The organism is Pseudoalteromonas sp. MMG013 (genome assembly GCF_018100885.1).
Taxonomy (GTDB): Bacteria; Pseudomonadota; Gammaproteobacteria; order Enterobacterales; family Alteromonadaceae; genus Pseudoalteromonas; species Pseudoalteromonas aurantia.
This window is the reverse complement of the sequence record NZ_JAGJEE010000016.1, coordinates 38,387-58,363: the sequence shown is the minus strand read 5'-3', so window position 1 is coordinate 58,363 and position 19,977 is coordinate 38,387. Positions and strand designations below refer to the sequence as shown.

Annotated in this window: 15 protein-coding genes; 3 read left to right on the top strand and 12 right to left on the bottom strand. The window is 40.4% G+C overall.

What is annotated here, in order from left to right; all coding sequences use genetic code 11:
* Positions 1-121 precede the first annotated feature (121 nt).
* Positions 122-1,246 carry a M35 family metallo-endopeptidase gene (locus tag J8L98_RS15010; RefSeq protein ID WP_210997066.1) on the top strand — a complete coding sequence of 375 codons (1,125 nt, stop codon included), beginning with the start codon at positions 122-124 and terminating at the stop codon, positions 1,244-1,246.
* A 101-nt stretch (positions 1,247-1,347) separates the two neighbouring features.
* On the top strand, positions 1,348-1,758 hold the full coding sequence (locus J8L98_RS15005; RefSeq protein ID WP_192506984.1) for a protease: 411 nt from the start codon (positions 1,348-1,350) through the stop codon (positions 1,756-1,758).
* 1 nt (position 1,759) lies between these two features.
* Here J8L98_RS15005 and J8L98_RS15000 read toward each other — a convergent pair whose 3' ends face one another.
* From J8L98_RS15000 to J8L98_RS14965, 8 genes are all read right to left on the bottom strand, one after another.
* On the bottom strand, positions 1,760-2,812 hold the full coding sequence (locus J8L98_RS15000) for a hypothetical protein (protein ID WP_210997065.1): 1,053 nt from the start codon (positions 2,810-2,812) through the stop codon (positions 1,760-1,762).
* A 65-nt stretch (positions 2,813-2,877) separates the two neighbouring features.
* Positions 2,878-3,942: a hypothetical protein gene (locus J8L98_RS14995; RefSeq protein WP_210997064.1), complete on the bottom strand. Its 1,065-nt coding sequence runs from the start codon at positions 3,940-3,942 to the stop codon at positions 2,878-2,880.
* A gap of 620 nt (positions 3,943-4,562) precedes the next feature.
* Positions 4,563-7,244, bottom strand: a complete 2,682-nt coding sequence (locus tag J8L98_RS14990) for a DUF349 domain-containing protein (protein ID WP_210997063.1) — start codon at positions 7,242-7,244, stop codon at positions 4,563-4,565.
* Entirely contained in the window at positions 7,234-7,515 is a 282-nt protein-coding gene (locus J8L98_RS14985) for a DUF1315 family protein (RefSeq protein ID WP_192506980.1), read from the bottom strand. Before J8L98_RS14985 ends, J8L98_RS14990 begins: the two co-directional genes overlap by 11 nt.
* 1 nt (position 7,516) lies before the next feature.
* Positions 7,517-7,843, bottom strand: coding sequence for a hypothetical protein (locus J8L98_RS14980; protein WP_192506979.1), 327 nt, complete (start codon positions 7,841-7,843; stop codon positions 7,517-7,519).
* A gap of 104 nt (positions 7,844-7,947) precedes the next feature.
* A complete protein-coding gene (locus tag J8L98_RS14975; RefSeq protein ID WP_210997062.1) occupies positions 7,948-9,624 on the bottom strand; it encodes an AGCS family amino acid carrier protein in 1,677 nt (558 codons plus the stop codon).
* Between the two features lie 68 nt (positions 9,625-9,692).
* A complete protein-coding gene (locus J8L98_RS14970) occupies positions 9,693-10,820 on the bottom strand; it encodes a M14-type cytosolic carboxypeptidase (protein WP_210997061.1) in 1,128 nt (375 codons plus the stop codon).
* A 186-nt stretch (positions 10,821-11,006) separates the two neighbouring features.
* A complete protein-coding gene (locus J8L98_RS14965) occupies positions 11,007-12,452 on the bottom strand; it encodes a glyceraldehyde-3-phosphate dehydrogenase (protein ID WP_192506976.1) in 1,446 nt (481 codons plus the stop codon).
* Between the two features lie 144 nt (positions 12,453-12,596).
* On the opposite strand from J8L98_RS14965, the gene J8L98_RS14960 reads away from it, so the two are divergent.
* A complete protein-coding gene (locus tag J8L98_RS14960) occupies positions 12,597-13,397 on the top strand; it encodes a DUF2989 domain-containing protein (RefSeq protein WP_210997060.1) in 801 nt (266 codons plus the stop codon).
* Between the two features lie 83 nt (positions 13,398-13,480).
* Here the strand turns inward: J8L98_RS14960 and J8L98_RS14955 are convergent, their stop codons facing one another.
* The 4 genes from J8L98_RS14955 to J8L98_RS14940 all read right to left on the bottom strand — a co-directional run bounded on the left by J8L98_RS14955 (position 13,481) and on the right by J8L98_RS14940 (position 19,886).
* On the bottom strand, positions 13,481-14,065 hold the full coding sequence (locus J8L98_RS14955) for an ABC transporter substrate-binding protein (RefSeq protein WP_210997058.1): 585 nt from the start codon (positions 14,063-14,065) through the stop codon (positions 13,481-13,483).
* A gap of 347 nt (positions 14,066-14,412) precedes the next feature.
* Positions 14,413-15,411 carry a zinc-binding dehydrogenase gene (locus J8L98_RS14950; RefSeq protein WP_192506973.1) on the bottom strand — a complete coding sequence of 333 codons (999 nt, stop codon included), beginning with the start codon at positions 15,409-15,411 and terminating at the stop codon, positions 14,413-14,415.
* 112 nt (positions 15,412-15,523) lie between these two features.
* On the bottom strand, positions 15,524-18,697 hold the full coding sequence (locus J8L98_RS14945) for a multidrug efflux RND transporter permease subunit (protein ID WP_210997056.1): 3,174 nt from the start codon (positions 18,695-18,697) through the stop codon (positions 15,524-15,526).
* Between the two features lies 1 nt (position 18,698).
* On the bottom strand, positions 18,699-19,886 hold the full coding sequence (locus J8L98_RS14940) for an efflux RND transporter periplasmic adaptor subunit (protein ID WP_210997054.1): 1,188 nt from the start codon (positions 19,884-19,886) through the stop codon (positions 18,699-18,701).
* Between the last annotated feature and the right edge of the window lie 91 nt (positions 19,887-19,977).

Below are 19,977 nucleotides of genomic sequence, written 5' to 3'. Positions count from 1 at the left end.
AAAATCCTCACTAGTAAAGAGTCAAAAATTAACAAAAAACAAACAAAAAAACGATATACTGTTTATTTTTTGTTCTTCGCTGCTATTATTCCTAGAGACAACAACATAAAGGAATAAAGTAATGAAAAGAAGACTTTTAATAAGTGCGCTCTCTTCAGCCATCTTTGTGGCTAATACGGCAAGTGCTGCGCAAGTTTCTGCCCAAATAAATTTCCTAAGCTCTCTACTGACAACTGAAGGTGATATTCATGTGGAACTGGTACTAACCAACCATGACAACTCCCCAGTTAAAGTGCTTAAATGGTACACAGCTGCTGATGGCGTACAAGGTAATATATTTAACATTACCCGCGATGGTGAGCCCGTTGAATATACAGGCGCATTGTACAAGCGCACAGCACCGAGTGAAAATGATTACCAAATGCTCAAACCAGGCCAAAGTATTAACTACTCAATCGAACTCTCTTCACTCTATAATTTTGCACTCCCAGGTGAATATCGTGTTCAATATCAGGCAAATTCTTTGCATCTATTTAAAGCGCCACAAAATGAGCATATGCAGTCACTAAAGAACAATGCGGTACCTTTTGCATATTCAGCTTTGCGCTCTACTGCAATTTCAACTTGGGTTACAGGTGATCCGATAGCAGAAACAGTCGCTGCAAACTCCACTCTGACATACAATACACAAACGCTAGCGACATCTTATACATCGTGTAGTAATAGTCAGAAAAACACCATTAATAGTGCATGGAGCAGTGCCAAAAACATGTCAGCTAGTGCGACTGGTTATTTAAGTAGCCGCAGTACGACACAATTAAAAACGGCACCGAGATACAAAACATGGTTTGGTGATCCATCAATACGCGTAGGTGCTTTTTGGTCACCCAAGGCCCATGAGCGTGTTGAAGAGAATTTTTCAGATATCACAGATGCCATAAAAAATAAGCCGCTTTCATTTGACTGCGGTTGCACCAGCTCAGGGACATTTGCATATGTATACCCAAACCAACCTTATAAAGTGTATTTTTGTGGTGCATTTTGGAATGCGTCCCGTACTGGCACAGATTCACAAGCAGGGACTATAATTCATGAAGTCAGCCACTTTAATGCGGTTGCAGGAACCGATGACCATGCTTATGGGCACTATGGCGCTAAAAACTTAGCGATTTCAAACGTTAGGAAAGCGATTGAAAACGCCGATAGTTATGAATACTTTGCTGAGAATACTCCGCAGCAAAATTAAATTTAAAGGAGGAGCGTGGCAACACGCTCTTAATTAATATGATGGTGTATCGCTCATTTATCGTTGGATTGGTGTTACTCGCAAGTGGGTGTGATCAGAACATGAAAAATCTCATTGGTTTAGGTTCTAATAGTTCACTCACTTGCACAATTAAGTCAACAAAGTCAGGGGACAATCAATATTTAGTGACCTTTATATTTACAAATACCACAAACGAACCAGTTCGGTTTCTAAAGTGGCACACGCCTTTTGAAGGCTGGTGGAGTCAATTTTTACATGTCGAGCAAAGTGGTGTCGAGCTACTCTATCAAGGTCCGATGGCAAAACGCGCAAAACCAACGGAGCACGACTATATAGAACTCGCAGCACACGAACATCGTAGCATTACATTAAACCTGCTTAATGCTTACGATGTTGCGTTAAGTAGTCCAACAACCATTACACTGTCCTCTGAGCTTTCCCACCCCGATTCACCAAATATAGATTGCTCCATGATTTTGGTAAGACAGTGACTTATTCCGAATTGCCGGCTAAATGTTGTAAAAAAGTTAAGCTTTGACGTTCTTTTGCTAAAGGTTCATAAGGTGTTTGTTGCAGGCTATCATAGGCAAATTCTGTAATATCAAACTCTTTTATATCACTCGCACCAAAGATACTCGGTTGGGCTGGGCTAGGTGACATTAACTCAACCACAAACCCGCTCAGTGTCATAGTCTCTATATCTGGATTAAGTACAGACCAATGTGCTGATAGGTCAATACTTTGTTGCCCTTTGCGCAACAGCCCTCTCGTGACCAAATGTGCGATAGGTTCACCTGCGGCATATAAGTTTGCTCTTACTCTGTATAAGCCTGCTTTCTCAACTTGTAGCTTTGCAGGGATACTCATTTTATCATCATCTGGCCGTGCATCACCAAAGCCAACTAACCTCGCACTAGGCGGCATGTACTGTATTTGCGCCACAATTGGGACCTGTTTACGCTTAATTTTAGCATGCGCAACAATTTGTAAATTCCTAGAGTAGCTTTTATCGCCCGAAAATACGATTTTGTCATTGAGTTGCTCACCATAAATCGTACGTTGTGAAAATATCTTTTTTGTCTCTACATCCATCAAACTCACCGCAATATTTTCAATATTATCACCCCCTATCTCTAATTCGATATGGTCAGGGTACACAAATCGATATTTTTCTAAGCGCATTGTCAGTTTATTTCCACTCTCATCAAGGGGGATTGAGAGTGGATAAAACGCATTTGGTTTTAGTCTATCTTCATCAAATCTCGTTAGTGGCTGAGAGTATTGCGGATAGCGTAATGCCGCTTCGTACTGGACAGCCACTTGCTTTGCGGCAAGTTTGATGCTGCCATCAAAATGCGATGTTAATTGTGCCTGACGTTGCTCTGCTTTATTGACAATTTGTACTATCGATTCAGCTGAGCTTTCACGAGTTTGACCATTGTTTGTAGAGACTGTATTACTTTTTGCTTGGCTATCATCGGTAAAAAACCAAAATAGCGATAAAACACATACAGTAACTCCAACGCCTAATTTATAATGTTTCATATTCTGGCACTCTTTATGCGCTTTGCTATGCCATATGCTTCAACAAAGCGCGTGATTTATCAGCTTTAAGGGATTGCGTCATAGATTAATTCGGATGCACTTAGCCTATTGGAGTCCGCTACAAATCGATACTGCTTCTTCCAAAACCAATGACCCGTTGTTTCATCATATGTTTGAAAAGACACCTGCTTACCTCCAACATTGGCAGCGTAATTCGCCACAGTCACCTTCCCCTTATGGCCTGCATTTCGAATTGAGTTATGACTATAATTGTCTGACATTAACATTGGATAATGATTCGGCATAAACCCTGAAACTCCATTACCTTGATGACCCACCTGACCATCTGATGCAATATGACGGCTACAGCTACCAAAAGAATCTACACGACTTGCGCCACATGAAGAGTGAAATGCAACAACACCGTCATCGCTGCCTTTTAAGAACAACTTCGTGGCACCAAAGAAATCATCTCCATCAGCCACAAATCTAAGCCTGGGCGCTCTATCATCAGGTACAGGCGATATTTTACGCGCATTGTTCACTTTCAAATCATGAAGTACACCAACCGCTTCTGTTACGTCACTGCCTAACCACCATGTTAATGCTTGATCAATAACAAAGCTCCAAGAGGCTGCACCAGTTAATGCACTCACGGCAATGTCAGCAAGCTCACTACCACCACCGGCTCCTGCAATGTCAAATGTTGCTACAATATTGAGAGGCTGTAACCCCGCATTTCTTAACCAATTTGCTTGATTGTCGATAATATAGCGTGCCACCAGATCCCCTGTAGAGTGTGTAACAAGTACACAACCAGAGTCACATAAGTTCGCCTCAGAGAACTGTTTTAATTTTGGCCAAATCCAGTCTGTCGCTATTTTTCCTTCAATTCTTTCATATGACGGCCAGTCAATGCGCTCGTCTGACACTTGCCCCCAATACGACGACCAATAAGATGCCCCATCTGCCTCAACATTAGTCGCAGACGCACTGATCAGTTGTTGTGGTTGTAATCCGTGGATTAGGATTGTTTTATATTCTTTACTCATCACAGAGCAGCTCGTACTCAACGCAATGATAATGCTGCATAAACTGCTTAATGTGATACTGCTTTTATTTTTTTTCATATCAATTCTCAGTTTGTTGTTGTCATTTAAATCTAATATTACCAACACATCAGATGTCAGACCTCAGATGACTAAGGCGAAATTCAGTATTGTGAATAAACGATCAAAATTCAACCAAAAATTAACATTCTAAACAAAAATTATTGAGTTTTGTGGAAAGTAAAGAAGACACATTAAATTGTTAACATTAAATTCAAAGGGTTAAGAATTTAACCTGTTTGGTGCTTTATTGTGGAGAAGCATAGAAAAACATGTGATCTTTCAATAAATCACTCAATAACTGCAAAAAAGGTGAGAAGTAGAATCACAAACACTCAGCATCTTTGCAATTCAGTGGCCATTCCAATTGTCATCGTTTTTTCTATTGTAGATAAATCTTCGTTTAAACTTACCTGCCATATCTCAGTGTTCGTCGTCACAGTCCGTTATTTAACCGCTTTTTTCGTTTGTTTAAATGCAAAGAGCCTATCGAGTCTCATATGATCAAGCAAATATAAGCTCGACACAATTAACTAAGAGCTGCCAGAGAAAGTAGATATTATTGAAACCATGGCGCAATTCTCATAATAAAAAAGCGCCTATCAGGCGCTTTTTTATTAAAACTTATACTAACCCATTATCTAGTCTGCTTTTAGTACAGATGCCAGCCTTTCAACATTTAACGTCTCCACTGCGCCGTTCACATAAGCCGTCAAATATTGTTCAAACGACTCTAAATTACCTTGTAATTTATCATCGAGTAACGCCACCTGCTCTCTCATTCTTTGTGACTTTTGCTCTGTCGGAGAGTCAATATTACTCAATATTTCTAGGCGCAGTAGTAACTGCTCTGCACTTAAAATATGTTTATGCGGTGAAGACCACTGACTTGGGATCTCTGTGCCTTGTTCCAGTGCCGATAACAAAGAAACAAACTTCTCTTTATCTCTTTGAATTTGCTTTTGCGATAAAATCGAATCAACTTTTTTAGCTAAGCTTGCTTTAATTTTACGTACACTTGGTAAGGCATCAAAGGTTTCAACCTGCTCTTTAACAGCTTGAAGCTCACCAACTGACATGGTGTCGACAAGTGTATCCGAAATTTGCGCTAACTCAGCTTTCTGTGTTTTCTCAACTTCAACCTGCTGTTGTTTTTGGGCATTAAACTGCTCACTGCGCAAAGAAAATACCGTATCGTTATGCTGTCTAAATGTTTGCCACAAAGTATGCTCTTGTTTTGCACCGGCAAATCCAAGTGTTTGCCATTGCTTTTGTAATGATTTTAGCTCATCGCAAGCTGTAGCTAACTCATCGCTTGACACTAACTCTTGCGCTCGAGTTACTAATTTTTGCTTTGCAGCTGCATTGGCTTGATGAAATGACTTCAACATGCCATTCACACAACTATGCGCATCTCGATATTGCTCATTAAGTGCTTTATACGCTGCACCATCAACGCTACCAGCACTTCGCCAAGCCTTTGCTAGTCGATTAAACTGACTCTCAAAATGACGCCAATCAAAATCTGATGTCTGCGTTGGTGCATTGGTTAGCTCGCTCATTTGCTCGATTATTTGCGTTCGTTCAGTTTTTGCGGCTTTACGCTGTAATTCTTGTTCTGCAAAATGTGCACGACACGGTGCAAATAACAATTCAATTTTTTCATCGAATACCGCAGCCTGAGCCTTCTCTTCGTCGGTATCAATTCGACCTAATTCATTCCAGCGTGTACGCAGTAACTTAACTTCTGCTGCGCGTTTCTTTGCATCAACATCCGTTTCTTTTAACTTTTCATCAAGCGCAAGTAATAATTCAGCTCGTTTTGGCGTGGCTGCATATTTCTGCCAATCTCTGGCATCTGCCAAAGCAGTTGAAAGAGCGGTATGCACCTTTTCAATACTTTGTTGATTGCGTTCTGTCAATTCGGCATAACTTTCTAAAAAGCCATTAAAAACACCAAAAGCAACGTTGAAACGACCTTGATCTAATAAACGTTGTACGTCTTTTCCTTTACGACGAGCCTGTTTTAAGTGCACTTCTTGCTTATTTACTAATGGCTCCATTGCGACTTTAAACTCTGTGCTTATCGTCCGTAATTTCTCTGAAGCAACTTGACGAAGCGAATGTGGCAAAGGCTGGAGTGCTTTTTTACAGACATCATACGCAGCTTTTTGTGCAACCAGTTTCGTATCTAACTCCGCTAAGTTGTCTGTTGCTGTAATAGCTGCTAATGCTGTTAATGCTTCCTGCATTTCTGAGTTAGCAACCACTAACTCAGGTAAACGAGCCAATTCTTTTTGTAGCGATTCAATGCGGTTAAACTGTGTAATGAACGCCACATCTGATTGATATTCAGATGTAGCTACGCTGGCTGTTAACTCAAGCACCTTAGCAGATAATTGTACTGATTGCTCTGTATCTAACGCCTGTAATGCATTCGTCAATGTAATATCAAAGGCATCAATATCCGCAGTCAATTCAACCAATGCCATAGCTTTGTGCTGCTTTGCCAATAAAGCTGTTTGTTCATCATCATATTGAGTTTTTAACGCACTGATATGATGGTTTAGCTTTTCACTAATACGCTTAAACTTTTCATCAACTATGCTAATATCTTCTTCACTTAGCCATTTCAATTCAATACATTGCCATTCACTAAATAAAGCTTTACTCGTCTCATCTACTAATTGATAGCTGGTTTTATCACGCAGTGCATTCAATTTAGCTAATACCATTTTCGTTTGCTGTTCGACTTGCTTTGGCATAACTTTCGCTAAACGCTGCTGTTCTAAGTAATCTTGTAAATGTACAAGGGCAGTGCCTTGTGCTACTTTCAAAACTGACTTTTCAAGTTGATATTGTTCAATCAACGGCAGCAGGACCACTTGTAATTCTTCAGAGCCTTCTCTAAAGGCTTTTTCAATTAATTTTGCATTCGCTAAACGCTTCAATAATTTGAATCGAACTTGCAGTTCTTTTTCAGCAAATGCCAATTTTTCTAAAAACTTAGCCGGCGCATAGCGGTCTATGTATTCACTACGAATGTCGTTTGACAATGCGCTATTGCTGTTTAATACCGCACTGGATATCTGTTGCTCTGCAAGATCTTTTAAATTTTGGTCTTGCTTATATGCCTGCCACCACAAAACTAAGTCGTTAACTTTATGAAGTGCCTTTTTACGGATCTCTGCTGAGCTATCTTCTAATGCAATTGTTTGTAATAAATTGGCATCTTTACCTGTATCCAACTTATCGATTGCGGCTAAACGTATTTCCGTTTTAGGGTGTTTCCATTTGGGCGTAAAAAGGTGTTTAAAGATCATGTTCACTGAACCTAGCTATTTCGTTTTGGGCTTTGAATTCTTGCTGTAACTCGCGTTTAGATTTTTGAACCATTTCACCCTCTGAGTTTATGGTGAATTGTTCGTTGCTCTTCGCAACTTTTGCTTGATACAGCATAACCAGCTGCACCGTTTGCTCTTTCTGTTCTTGCGTCAAAATTGTGCCATCAGGCCACTTTCCTGTTGCTGCGCCATATTGTAAGCGCTCAAATAATTCTGGGGTCAAATTGTTAACTAAGCTATCAATATTCATATTACTTTTTCTTTTTCAAATAAACCAAGATCACACGATTAACGAGATACCAAAAGCACCCAATGCCAATCGCCGCTTTTGTCAGTGCCATTTGAACTGTGCCAGTTGCGGGCTGCTGCCAATACAAATATAAAAATCCACCTAAGAATAAAATCAACGCCAAAAAAGAATGGTTAATAAACATTTGTTGTTTCTGAATCCGTTTAGTTGATGCTATTCGAGCCAACTGTTCTTCAGTTACATCACCTAATTGTGTTTGACAATGAGAGCAAACCATACTTTTACTCGAAATTGATTTATTACAACTAGGACATTGCACAATTGCCATAAATAACTACTCCTAATGCTACAAAAAAATGGCGCCCCTAAGGCGCCATTTTACTTGTTTTCTTAATGAATGTCTTTGTTCAATTACATTCATTCACCATGAGTTTATTTTTCTTGCGGATTTTCTTTTTTGAACTTAGTCCAATAGTCGTCAATTGACTCTTTCATCTCTTTGCGGAGTAAGAAAATACCAAACAAGTTAGGTAAGGTCATAACCACAATGGCAACTGCCGCTAACTTCCAAACAAGTGTCGTATCTGCAAATGATGCCCAGAAAAAGCCTGCGACGTAAAAGACCCGATATGGCATAACTGATTTACTACCGAGTAAATAAATCATCGCTCGGTCACCGTAATAAGACCAAGCTATTGCGGTTGAAAATGCAAACAATAATAGGCCAATAGATACGATGTACTTACCATTTTCACCAAAAAAGCCTCGCGTAAATGCTTTTGTTGTAAGCTCCGCAGAATGCACTAATGATTTACCCATGATACTGATACTATTGTCAACTGGTACACCATTCTCTACTTTCACCACACCGGTATAAACGTGACGCGGTGTAATACCAAAACGAATATCTTCGCCAATAGAGCGAGAATGGATAATCGTAAAGTCATTATTAACTGCGCGACCTTGAACAACGTTAATGCCGCCATTATACAACTCGACGCCATGCCCAGTGTGGCCATTTAAATATTTATACAACGCGTCTCGTTGTGCAGGCTCATTTTCATCAAACTTGCCTTGTACAATGGTCATTGATGAACGTTCAAAGTGCGTATCAAATTTTTCTGTCCATACGCCAGACGATAAAATAACTAATCCTGTCAAAGTACAGATCACGATGGTATCAATAAATGGCTCTAGTATAGATACCATGCCTTCCGATACCGGTTCGTCGCCTTTTGCCGATGCGTGAGCGATTGGCGCTGAACCTTGCCCCGCTTCATTAGAAAATAACCCTCGGTTAACACCTCGGTTAAATGCGTAAGCGAATGAAGCACCTAAGAAACCGCCTGCCGCAGCTGAGCCTGAAAAAGCATCAACAAATACAGATGCGAATGACGGACCGATATTTTCGATGTTATATAAAATCACACCTAAAGCACCAATAATATAAACAGCAGCCATCAGTGGTACTACGCGTGATGTGATTGCCGCAATACGTTTAATACCACCAAGAATAACCAGCGCTAATAACACAGACAAAACACCACCAGTATGCCAAGGTTCAAAACCAAATGTTGCTTCCATACCCTGAGCTATATTATTGATTTGTGGCAAACTACCTGTACCAAATGAACTAATCACTGTGGCTATGGCAAACAATACCGCTAACCATTTCATATTCAAGCGACGATCCATGTAATACATGGGGCCACCAGCCATGGTGCCATCATCGGTCTTCACTCGATACTTATGAGACAAGGTCACTTCAACAAATTTTGTTGTCATGCCAAAAAAAGCGGTCATCCACATCCAAAACAATGCTGCAGGCCCACCGATTGAAATCGCAAGTGCCACCCCACCAATGTTACCCGTACCAACAGTACCAGAAAGTGCCGTTGCTAACGCTTGAAAGTGCGTGGTATCTCCTTCTTGGTCTTTTTTATCGAACTTACCTGTAACGACCTTGCAGGCGTGTTTAAAGTAACGTATTTGGGGAAATTTCAGGTAAATGGTAAAAAATAAACCAACACCTAGTAAAACGTATGGGAACCAGAAAGCTCCTCCTAATAAACCATCTAGATTATCTAGCAGTTGTCCAAATGCATCCACGACTCATCCTCATTGTTGTTATACATAAAAGGCAATTCATTGCTGAATTGCCTTTTGAAATTTTATTATTATCTTAATTTATCAACTACATTCACAATAGCTGCTAACGTATCTTGCCCAAATTGATAAGACCTTCTATCTGACCATCCATAATATGGGTCAGGTAGGTCGGCATTGTCTTTAAATGGCATTTCAATGGTATATGCCAAGGCTTTAAATGCTTCACCAACGGCACATGAAGCAACGGTCAAGTTAGCCTCACCCGGTGCATCTTTGTCATACCCAAACTCATCTTGAAACTCCGGAGTAATTGCCAATAATGCTGATTTAAATGACTCTTCTAAGTCTTTTAAACGTGCATCATAACTTGGAATACCTTCTCCGCCAGCCACAAAGTTATATGGCAAAGCTTCATCGCCATGAATATCAAGATACAAATCTAGCCCTGACTCATGCATTTTATTCAACACATGAAATACTTCAGGTGATTTATCTAACGATGGAGTGGCCCATTCACGATTCAAATTCACGCCTTTCGCATTGGTACGTAAGTGGCCGCGAACACTGCCATCAGGGTTCATATTTGGTACAATATAAAACACAGCTTTAGATAATAGAGCAGCTGCATGCGGATCTTCATCATCTAATAATTTATGTAGTAGACCTTCGACAAACCATTCAGCCATGGTCTCTCCAGGGTGTTGACGTGCGGTGATCCAAATCACTTTCTTATCGTCGCTGGGTTCTCCCACTTTTAGCAAACTGATATCTCGCCCATCAAGTGTTTCGCCTAACGTCTCAATTTCACAAATATCGTGGCTTTGTGCCCAATAAACTAAATCTAAATGGCGCTCATAACTATAAGGCGCAAAATACGCAAAGAACGTATGTGAAAACTCAGGTTCAAAATCGATAACTAATGAACCATTTTCATAGGTACTTGGTACACGAAACCAAGTTTGACGGTCATAGGATGCAACAGCTTGATAACCTTCCCATCCTTCAGGATAAGCAGATTTTTCTAAGCCGTTAATATGTAGTTTATGAGATAAAAATGGTGTGCTTTCTAAACGAAAATGAAACCATTGGAAAAAATCAGACTCATGGTCCTTATTAATTTCAAGCTGAATATCTAGCGGATCTTGTTGTGAGATCACCTTGATATTACCACTGTCAAAGTTACTAGTGATGTTCATTCTTTACCCTAAATTGAGTCTTTTTTGCAATATGTAAGATCTAAACGTCGTGTTTAACCTTACTTTGATAAATACACATCTAAAATGTTAGTTTTGTGTAACACACAACAGCAAGGGTATCATACCCATACACGTTCAAAAACTAAAAAAGCCAGCAAATGCTGGCTTTTTCGAACAAACTACAAATTAACGCGGTAAGCTTGGAAATGCAACTTCAGCCATGTCACGCATTACACGTACAACCTGACAGCTATAACCAAATTCATTGTCATACCACACATAAAGTACAGCACGATCACCATCAACAATTGTCGCTTGTGAATCAACCACACCTGCATAGCGGCTACCAACTAAGTCGGTAGATACAATTTCAGTAGATGAAGTGTAATCAATTTGATCACGTAGGTCTGAATACAATGACGTATCACGTAGGTAACCATTTAACTCATCACGATCTGTTTCTGAATTTAGATTCAAATTAATGATTGCCATCGATACATTTGGAGTAGGAACTCGGATTGCATTACCCGTTAGTTTACCTGCAAGTTCAGGTAACGCTTTCGCAACGGCTTTAGCAGCACCTGTTTCAGTAATAACCATGTTTAATGCAGCACTGCGACCACGGCGCTCTGCCTTGTGGTAATTATCAATCAAGTTTTGGTCATTTGTGTAAGAATGCACAGTTTCAACGTGACCATTTTTAATACCAAACTTATCATTGATAGCTTTTAGCACTGGTGTAATTGCATTGGTTGTACAGCTTGCTGCTGAAACAATTTTATCTTCACTCGCAATATCTTGGTTGTTTACGCCATATACTACGTTTTTAATTTCACCTTTGGCAGGTGCAGTTAACAACACTTTTGCTGCGCCTGTCGATTTAAGGTGTAACCCTAAACCATCTTCATCTTTCCAAATACCGGTATTATCTACAATTAGAGCATTTTCGATACCATATTTAGTGTAATCCACCTCATCTGGTGAATTTGCATAGATGATTTGAATGTAATTACCATTTGCTTTAATGGCTTTCTTTTCATGATCGACTGTAATAGACCCGTTGAACGGACCGTGGATTGAATCACGGCGTAATAAGCTTGCACGTTTTTCTAAGTCACCGTCTCGGCCACCACGAACAACAATTGCACGAAGGCGTAAATCAGCGTGAGAGCCGCCACGTTCAATCAATAAGCGCGCCAATAAACGACCAATGCGACCAAAACCATATAAAACAACATCTCTTGGTTTCTGGCCATCGCCTTTATTTAATAATTCAGACAGTTCAGCATTAAGATACTCTTCGATTGAACGGCCTTCGCCTGCATTCTTGTAAATATATGCATAAGCTAATTTACCAAGATCAATGCGAGCTGGTGCGAGGTCCATTTTGCTAATCGCTTCTAAGAACGGGAAGCTTTCACGTAAACGCAATTTACTTTCTTCAAAGCGTGCCACTGTTTTATGTGCTTTAATTACATCAATAACACTGGTATTTACAAGAGGACGACCATAGATGGCGATTTCAATACCTGAATTACGGTATAAACGGCCAATAATTGGCTGCATGTTTTCTGCGTAATCTTGGCGTTCTTGCCAACTATTTTGATATTCTTGCTCGTGAGATAAGGTCATTTTTTTCTGCCTAATAAACAATTTTTTGAACGGATAGCCCTTCTGGGCAACGGTATTCTAATTTAAACTGCTATGATTCTCCACTGTTACCGATTAAATCATTGCGTTAAAATGGTAAATATAAGAAGAAAGAGAGAAACTAAAATGGTATTAAGACAATCCCTTGTCTTATCAACACTGCTACTTGTGGCTTGTGATCAGCCACTTACATTGAGTCGTGTTTGTAAAGAAACACCGGGCTTTTGTACCGATTTAAATAAAGATAGCCATTGTAAAGACCAGCGTGCTGAAGTAACAATTGCCCGATATATAGAATACAAAGACCCTACAGATGATAACGCGTATCAATTATTAAAGTTATTTGAAAAGTATGATGAGTGTGTTTCTTTGGCGGCCAAGATTGAACATATTAAATTAAAAGAAAAGACAACGTCACGTGTTGAAGGACACCTTACGAGCCTAAAAGAAATGAATCGAATTTACCAAGATTCTCTCGATACGAAACACCCTGGATTACTTTACTACCACTGGTCTCGCAACAATAATCAAACAGCGATGAATAAACTACTCAAAATGGAAGACTCACCAAAAGTCACCTCGGATCCAGAAATTCAATTATTCTTAGCCTCGTATTATGCAAAGTTTGATGACGAAAAAACCATTAACTTGCTTTATAGAGTACTTGAGCTCAATAAAGAAGGTGAAAAACCGAATATTGAAGTGTATACCTCCCTTACTAGCCTATTCTTCAAACAAAGAAAGTTTAAGCATGCGTATATATTTTCTAAAGTTGCTTTAATGTCAGGGTTTGAAGACATCGATATATTACCGGTTACACATCAAATCACCAGTAGAGGTCAGTCTCTTGCGCCACTTGATGACTTAGCAGCTGAAACATTTAATAATATCCAAGATGGTACATTTGTTTCACCAAGGGAGTTTTAATCACTCACAGCTTAAATACAAAAAAAGAGCGCTCCCAAACGGGCCGCTCTTTAGCTTTAACTTTAAGTCGGAAAGTTAAATTTTTACACTTTGCTTTTTAACTCATTGGTCACTGTCGCTAACCCAACTTGCGATATTCTTCCTGTGATTTCTTTTTGTTTTGCACTCAATAAAGAAATACCTTCTGCAACCATATCATACACTTTCCAAGAACCATCTTTACTTTGCCTAAACTTAAAATGCATATCAATATCTGGACCAGCTTGTTCTTTAATCAATACTTTCACAGTTGCAAAGTCACTCTCTTTACTCAGTGGCAACTCTTCAAATATGACTTCTTGCCCTTTGTATTGCAACAAAGCCGATGCATAAGTGCTAACCAAATAATTATCAACGGCAGAAATAAATTCAACCGCCTCTGCGCGCTTAAGCCCTTTAATATGTTTACCTAATAGTTTGAACGAAACAAATTTAACATCAATGTGAGGCATCAACCGACTTCGAACAATGTTTTTCATGGTGCTGCTGTCTGCATTTCCATCCGCATTCACATGCTTAATATCTGCAAACATTTTGTCGCCAACTTGATTTATCAACTGAAATGGCGATTCAGCGGCAAAGCTAAATGTAGAAAAAAGAAATAAAGCGGCAACTAGTAATTTGTTCATAAGTAACATCCTCAATGTTCAATAGTGCTATGTTACGTAAAAACATCATGCTATAGAAGATACAATAAAGCACATATTTGATGCCCTTGTGGCACCAATTAAATTTAAAGGTCGTAACATATTCCGATAAAACGTATTTTATCTAATTATTGACAAAATAAATGTGAGAATTTGTAAGGAATATTGAAGAAATGTGTCAAGAATAAAAATAAAAAATTAGATTAAATTCAGTTAGATACTGAATATTGCATCCATCAAAATAGTAGAAGACGTCATTACACACTTTAGACCCGCAGATGTAAGCACACAACAGTACTTTATGTACTTACATTTCAAGATGATACTACCTATGCGACTTTAACAACTTGATAAAAGTGGCTAGTACCTGTCATACGTGCAGACAACGCAGAATGAATATTCTCAGCATCAAATGCAATAATCTCTTTTTCAGATAAACACAGTTGCTCTTGCTGTAAATAATCAGTCAAAACATTACCCAAAAATGACATCCGTTGCTGAGCACAAATACTTTTTGCCAACCACGCACCTGGCAGAGAAACTATGCCAATATTTGGGGCTTTCATAAAGAGCAATGACTCATCAAGCTTAGCCAGCCCTGACACACAACTTATGCGGCCACAAAATTGCAACAGTTCAAGCAATTTATTGGTATTTTGACCTGATAAGTCAATGATCCCTTGAACATTATCAACACCAAAGTACTGCTGGATCTTCTCTGCGATATCATTTTCTTTATCATCAATGACCAGTTCTGCTCCGAGTTTTTTCAAGGCCGTTTTACACTGTTTAGGTGACGTTGTGACAACTGTTAACCCTTGCTGTTTAGCCATTTGTATCGCCAACTGTCCAACACATGTATTTCCAGCTTCAATAAACACCGTGTCGCCCTCATTTAATTGCAGCTTGTAGAGTGCAATAAGCGCTGTCATACCCGGCGTTGGTAAACTAGCTGCAACTGCTGGGTTAATGTCTGGCGGTAATACAGTCAATGCAAAATTAGGCACTTTTACATATTCACTCAGTACCCCTTCACTGGCTATATCGTTATGCCACATGACTCTAGTGCCAACTTCTGGATGCACACCTTTGGGCCCAGCAACAACAGTACCGACCGCATCTAATCCAAATACTCGAGGGTACTGCCAACAAGGTGTGCCTTGTTGAGCAAACTTGGCATCCAAACCATTTAAACCGACATACTCGATTTTCACCAGCACTTCTTGGTCGCAACACACAGGCATAGGTATCTGTGCGTTCTCCAATTTAAAGTCCGGACCAACCTCGGTCAATAAAATTGCTTTCATTTTGTTTGGAAAATCAACCATAACTCTCTCAGCTTTAATACATTACGTAATGACTTATGGCGTCCGTGCCGACTCACTATCATGAGCCAATATTGTGTCAATTATTAGAACATTCTATTAAGGTTGTCTCAACCTAAACTTTACAAGAGGCTGCCGCTTGCTGCTCTTGCTTGACCGCTTTGGGGCTTCTACGATTTACAAGCATATAGAATACGGGCGTGAATAATAGTCCAAATACTGTCACACCTATCATACCAAAGAATACCGCAATCCCCATTGCATGGCGCATTTCAGCACCGGCGCCGGATGCCATCACTAATGGGATAACCCCTGCGGTAAACGAAATCGAAGTCATCAAAATTGGCCTTAATCGTAAACGGCATGCTTCGATAATAGCCTCAAAATAACTCTGTCCTGCATCATTCTGCTCTTTTGCAAACTCCACCATAAGAATGGCATTTTTACACGCTAATGCGACCAGTACGATTAATGCAATTTGAGTGAAAATATTATTGTCTCCACCAATCCACCACACTCCAAGCAATGCAGAAAAAATAGTCATAGGGACAATTAATATAATTGCCAACGGTAAGCGTAAACTTTCATATTGTGCCGCAAGAACCATAAACACTAATAGTACAACCAGTGGAAATATGTACATCATAGTATTACCCGCTAATATTTGCTGATAAGTCACGTCTGTCCACTCAAAAGCCATACCTGTTGGTAAATGTTTTGCAAGTATTGCTTCCATTGCTTGCTGAGCTTGATCTGAACTAAAACCGGGTGCGGGGCTACCATTTAACTCAGCACTTGGATAGCCATTATAATGCATCACTCGATCCGGTCCTGTCGTTGGCGTCACCGTTAGCACAGATCCCAATGGCACCATATCGCCTCTGGCATTTCGTACTTTTAAGTCCAATATTTGTTTCGGGTCTAAACGATGTTCCGCTTGTGCTTGTGCCGTTACCTGATATGTCCTGCCAAACAAATTAAAGTCATTAACATAGAGCGAGCCCATATAAACTTGCAAGGCTTGAAACACTTCCGATAAAGGGATCCCTTGAATTAAGGCCTGTTCGCGGTCTATATCAATATCCATTTGTGGCACTTGTATTCTAAAACTTGAAAATAAGCCCGTTAACGCAGGGTCTTTTCGTGCTTCATTGGTCACTGTATTCAATGCCGCGAATAATGCCTCAAAACCTTTGTTGTCACGATCTTCTATTTGTAGCTTAAATCCACCCGTAGTACCTAGCCCTTGAATGGGTGGCGGCGGGAATACAGCCACGAACGCCGCATCAATTGCCGTAAAGCGTTTATTTAGTTCCATGGCAATTGCCATCGCCGACTGGCTTGGATCTGTTCGATCCTCAAATGGTTCCAATGGCGTAAATACAATGCCTGCATTAGGGCTATTCGTAAAACCATTCACAGATAGGCCAGGGAAAGAAACGGTATTTGCAACACCTGGCACTTGCAGTGCGATTTGTTCCATTTGCTTCACAACGTCTTCGGTACGATCTAAGCTCGCCGCATCCGGTAATTGTGCAATGGCCACCAAATACTGTTTGTCTTGTGCCGGAATAAAGCCGCCAGGCACCATATCAAAGAGCTTTACCGTTGAACCCAGTAGTGCAATATAAACCACTGCAATAACAGCCGACATCCTAATCAACTTTTTGACAAGTTTTTCATACCCTGCACTACTTTTATCAAAAAACCGGTTAAATGGATTAAATAGCCACTTAGCGAACAATGTGTTCAATACTCTGGTCAAAAAGTCTGGTTTACTGCCATGAGGCTTTAATAACATCGCAGACAAAGCGGGTGATAATGTCAAAGAGTTAATTGCAGAAATAATCGTCGAAATAGTAATGGTTAGTGCAAATTGCTTATAAAATTGCCCCGACAAACCGGTAATAAACGCAGTAGGAATAAACACAGCACATAAGACGAGCGCAATCGCAATAATAGGGCCTGTTACTTCATTCATAGCGACTTTCGTAGCTTCAACCGGGCTCAGTCCTTTCGCAATATTACGTTCAACATTTTCCACAACCACTATCGCATCATCCACCACAATACCAATGGCGAGTACGAGTCCAAACAGTGATAAGGTGTTTATAGACACTCCTAGCCATTGCATAACCGCAAATGTGCCAACCAAAGATACGGGTACTGCTATCAGCGGAATAATAGATGCACGCCATGTTTGCAAAAATAAAATCACAACTAAAACAACCAATACAATCGCTTCCAGCAATGTCGCAATTACCGCATCAATTGAGCCTCTTACAAATACAGTTGGATCATAGACGATGTCATATTCAACACCCTCAGGAAAAGAGTGACTCAGCCTTTTCATTGTCTCTCGAACCTGATCTGATAACTCGATTGCATTCGAACCCGGTCTTTGAAATATAGGCATTGCTAATGCTGGCTGTCCGTTCAACATTGCCCGAAGTGCATATGAATTCTGACCTAGTTCAATTCGTGCCACATCGCCTAGACGTGTCAATGCGCCATTACTACCAACTTTGATAACAACTTTATTAAATTCTTCAATACTACTTAAGCGACCTTTGACATTAAGCAGTACCTGAAATTGAGCTTCATTCGCTGTAGGCTGAGCACCTAAACTACCCGCAGCAACCTGTTGGTTTTGCGCTCGAAGCGCACTTACGACATCCATCGCAGTAAGTTGGTTCGCGGCCAATGCATCTGGGTCCAACCAAACACGCATCGCGTACTTACCGCCACCAAATAATTGTACGTCCCCCACACCTGGAAGACGGGCGATTTGGTCTTTTACGTATAAATCGGCATAGTTTGATAAATAAGCAGTATCATGGGTCTTTTCTGGTGAAAACAAATGGACCACCATAGTAAGATCTGGTGATGCCTTTTCAGCAACGACGCCTAAGCGTTGAACTTCCTGAGGCAAACGTGGCAATGCGCTATTTACTCTGTTCTGAACTTGTACTTGCGCTCTATCCAGATCAGTACCTAATGCAAACGTCACGGTCAATGTCATACGTCCATCACTGGTCGCCTGTGAAAACATATACAGCATATTTTCAGTACCATTGATCTCTTGCTCTAAAGGTGTGGCGACAGTTTCAGCAATGACTTTAGGGTTCGCACCAGGGTAATTCGCAGTTACTACAACCGTCGGTGGCACCACCTCTGGGTACTCACTCACCGGCAATTGAAACAAGCTAATTGCACCCGCTATGAGGATCACCAGTGACAGCATGGCTGCAAAAATAGGTCGCTTTATAAAAAAGTGAGAAAACGACATACTACTCTCCTCGCTGCATTGTTAACGCTGGCAACACGCGCTGGGTATTACCTAATACGAGTAATTGATCTTTTGTGCTTATTTCTACTATCTTTGGAGAGATTGGCATGCCCGGCCCAACTCGCGCAGGCCCATTGACTGCAATTTTATCACCCACTTGTAAGCCCGAAATAATGGCACGCAATGTTCCGTATCTTTCACCTAGCGTCACTAAGCGATATTGCAAAACATCGTTTTCATCGGTTACCAGTACAAATCGGTTTTTCAGATCAGTACCAATTGACTTTTCGGGCACCAATACTTGCTCTTTAATATCACTTGTTGCGAGACGAATACGCGCAAATGCCCCCGGTTTTAAATGTGACTCAGCATCAAAAATGGCGCGTACTCTTAATGTACCAGTTTGCTCGTTGATCCGATTATCAACAAAATCAATCACACCTTGGTGAGCAAAACTTTGCTGGGCCGTTAGCTGCATTAATACGGGCGTTTGTTTATCACCTTTTAAGGTTGCGAAAGCATTTTGCCAAGTCCGCTCATTGATATCAAAATACGCATATAAGTGAGAATCAGATACAATGTGAGTCAATTCACTTTGCCCCGCCTGTACTGTATTTCCTGTTGTGATCTCTGCGCGAGAAACCACCCCATCTATCGGCGCTATAACCTGTGTAAATGTTAAGTCTAGCTGTGCAGCATCTAACTTTGCTTGTGTCGCAAACACATCCGCTTGACGTTGCGCTAAAACAGAACGACGACTTTCAAGTTCTTCTTGTGCGATTGAGTTGCTCTTAGACAGCCGCTCCGCACGTTTAGACTCATTTTTTGCCTGTTGTAATACCGCATTTGCACTGGCTAACTGCGCAGTCAGTTCTGCAACTTTTGTTTTGAAAGATCTTTGGTCTAAAGTGAATAGCGTGTCTCCCGCGCTAACCTTCTGCCCTTCTCGAAAATTAACCGAGTCAACAACCCCAGAAACCCGAGGTCGCAAGCTTACCGATTCAACCGCCTCTAGTCGGCTGGTATACGTAAACCAAGATTGCACGGGGTAACTTTGTACTTGTGCAATATCAATCGGCTGCTTAAACATTTGTGCTGCAGGTGCTTTAGTTTCTGCATGCGTTTCCGTACAACCTGATAGATATGCCAAACCGGCAAGAATTGATAGTACAAGTAGTGGTTTTTTCATTTTTAGACCTCCAAATCATAATACGGCACAGTGTAACGGTCATATAAAAGACAAAAAAGCATCGATTTTTAAACTCTTTAGTGCCAAAATA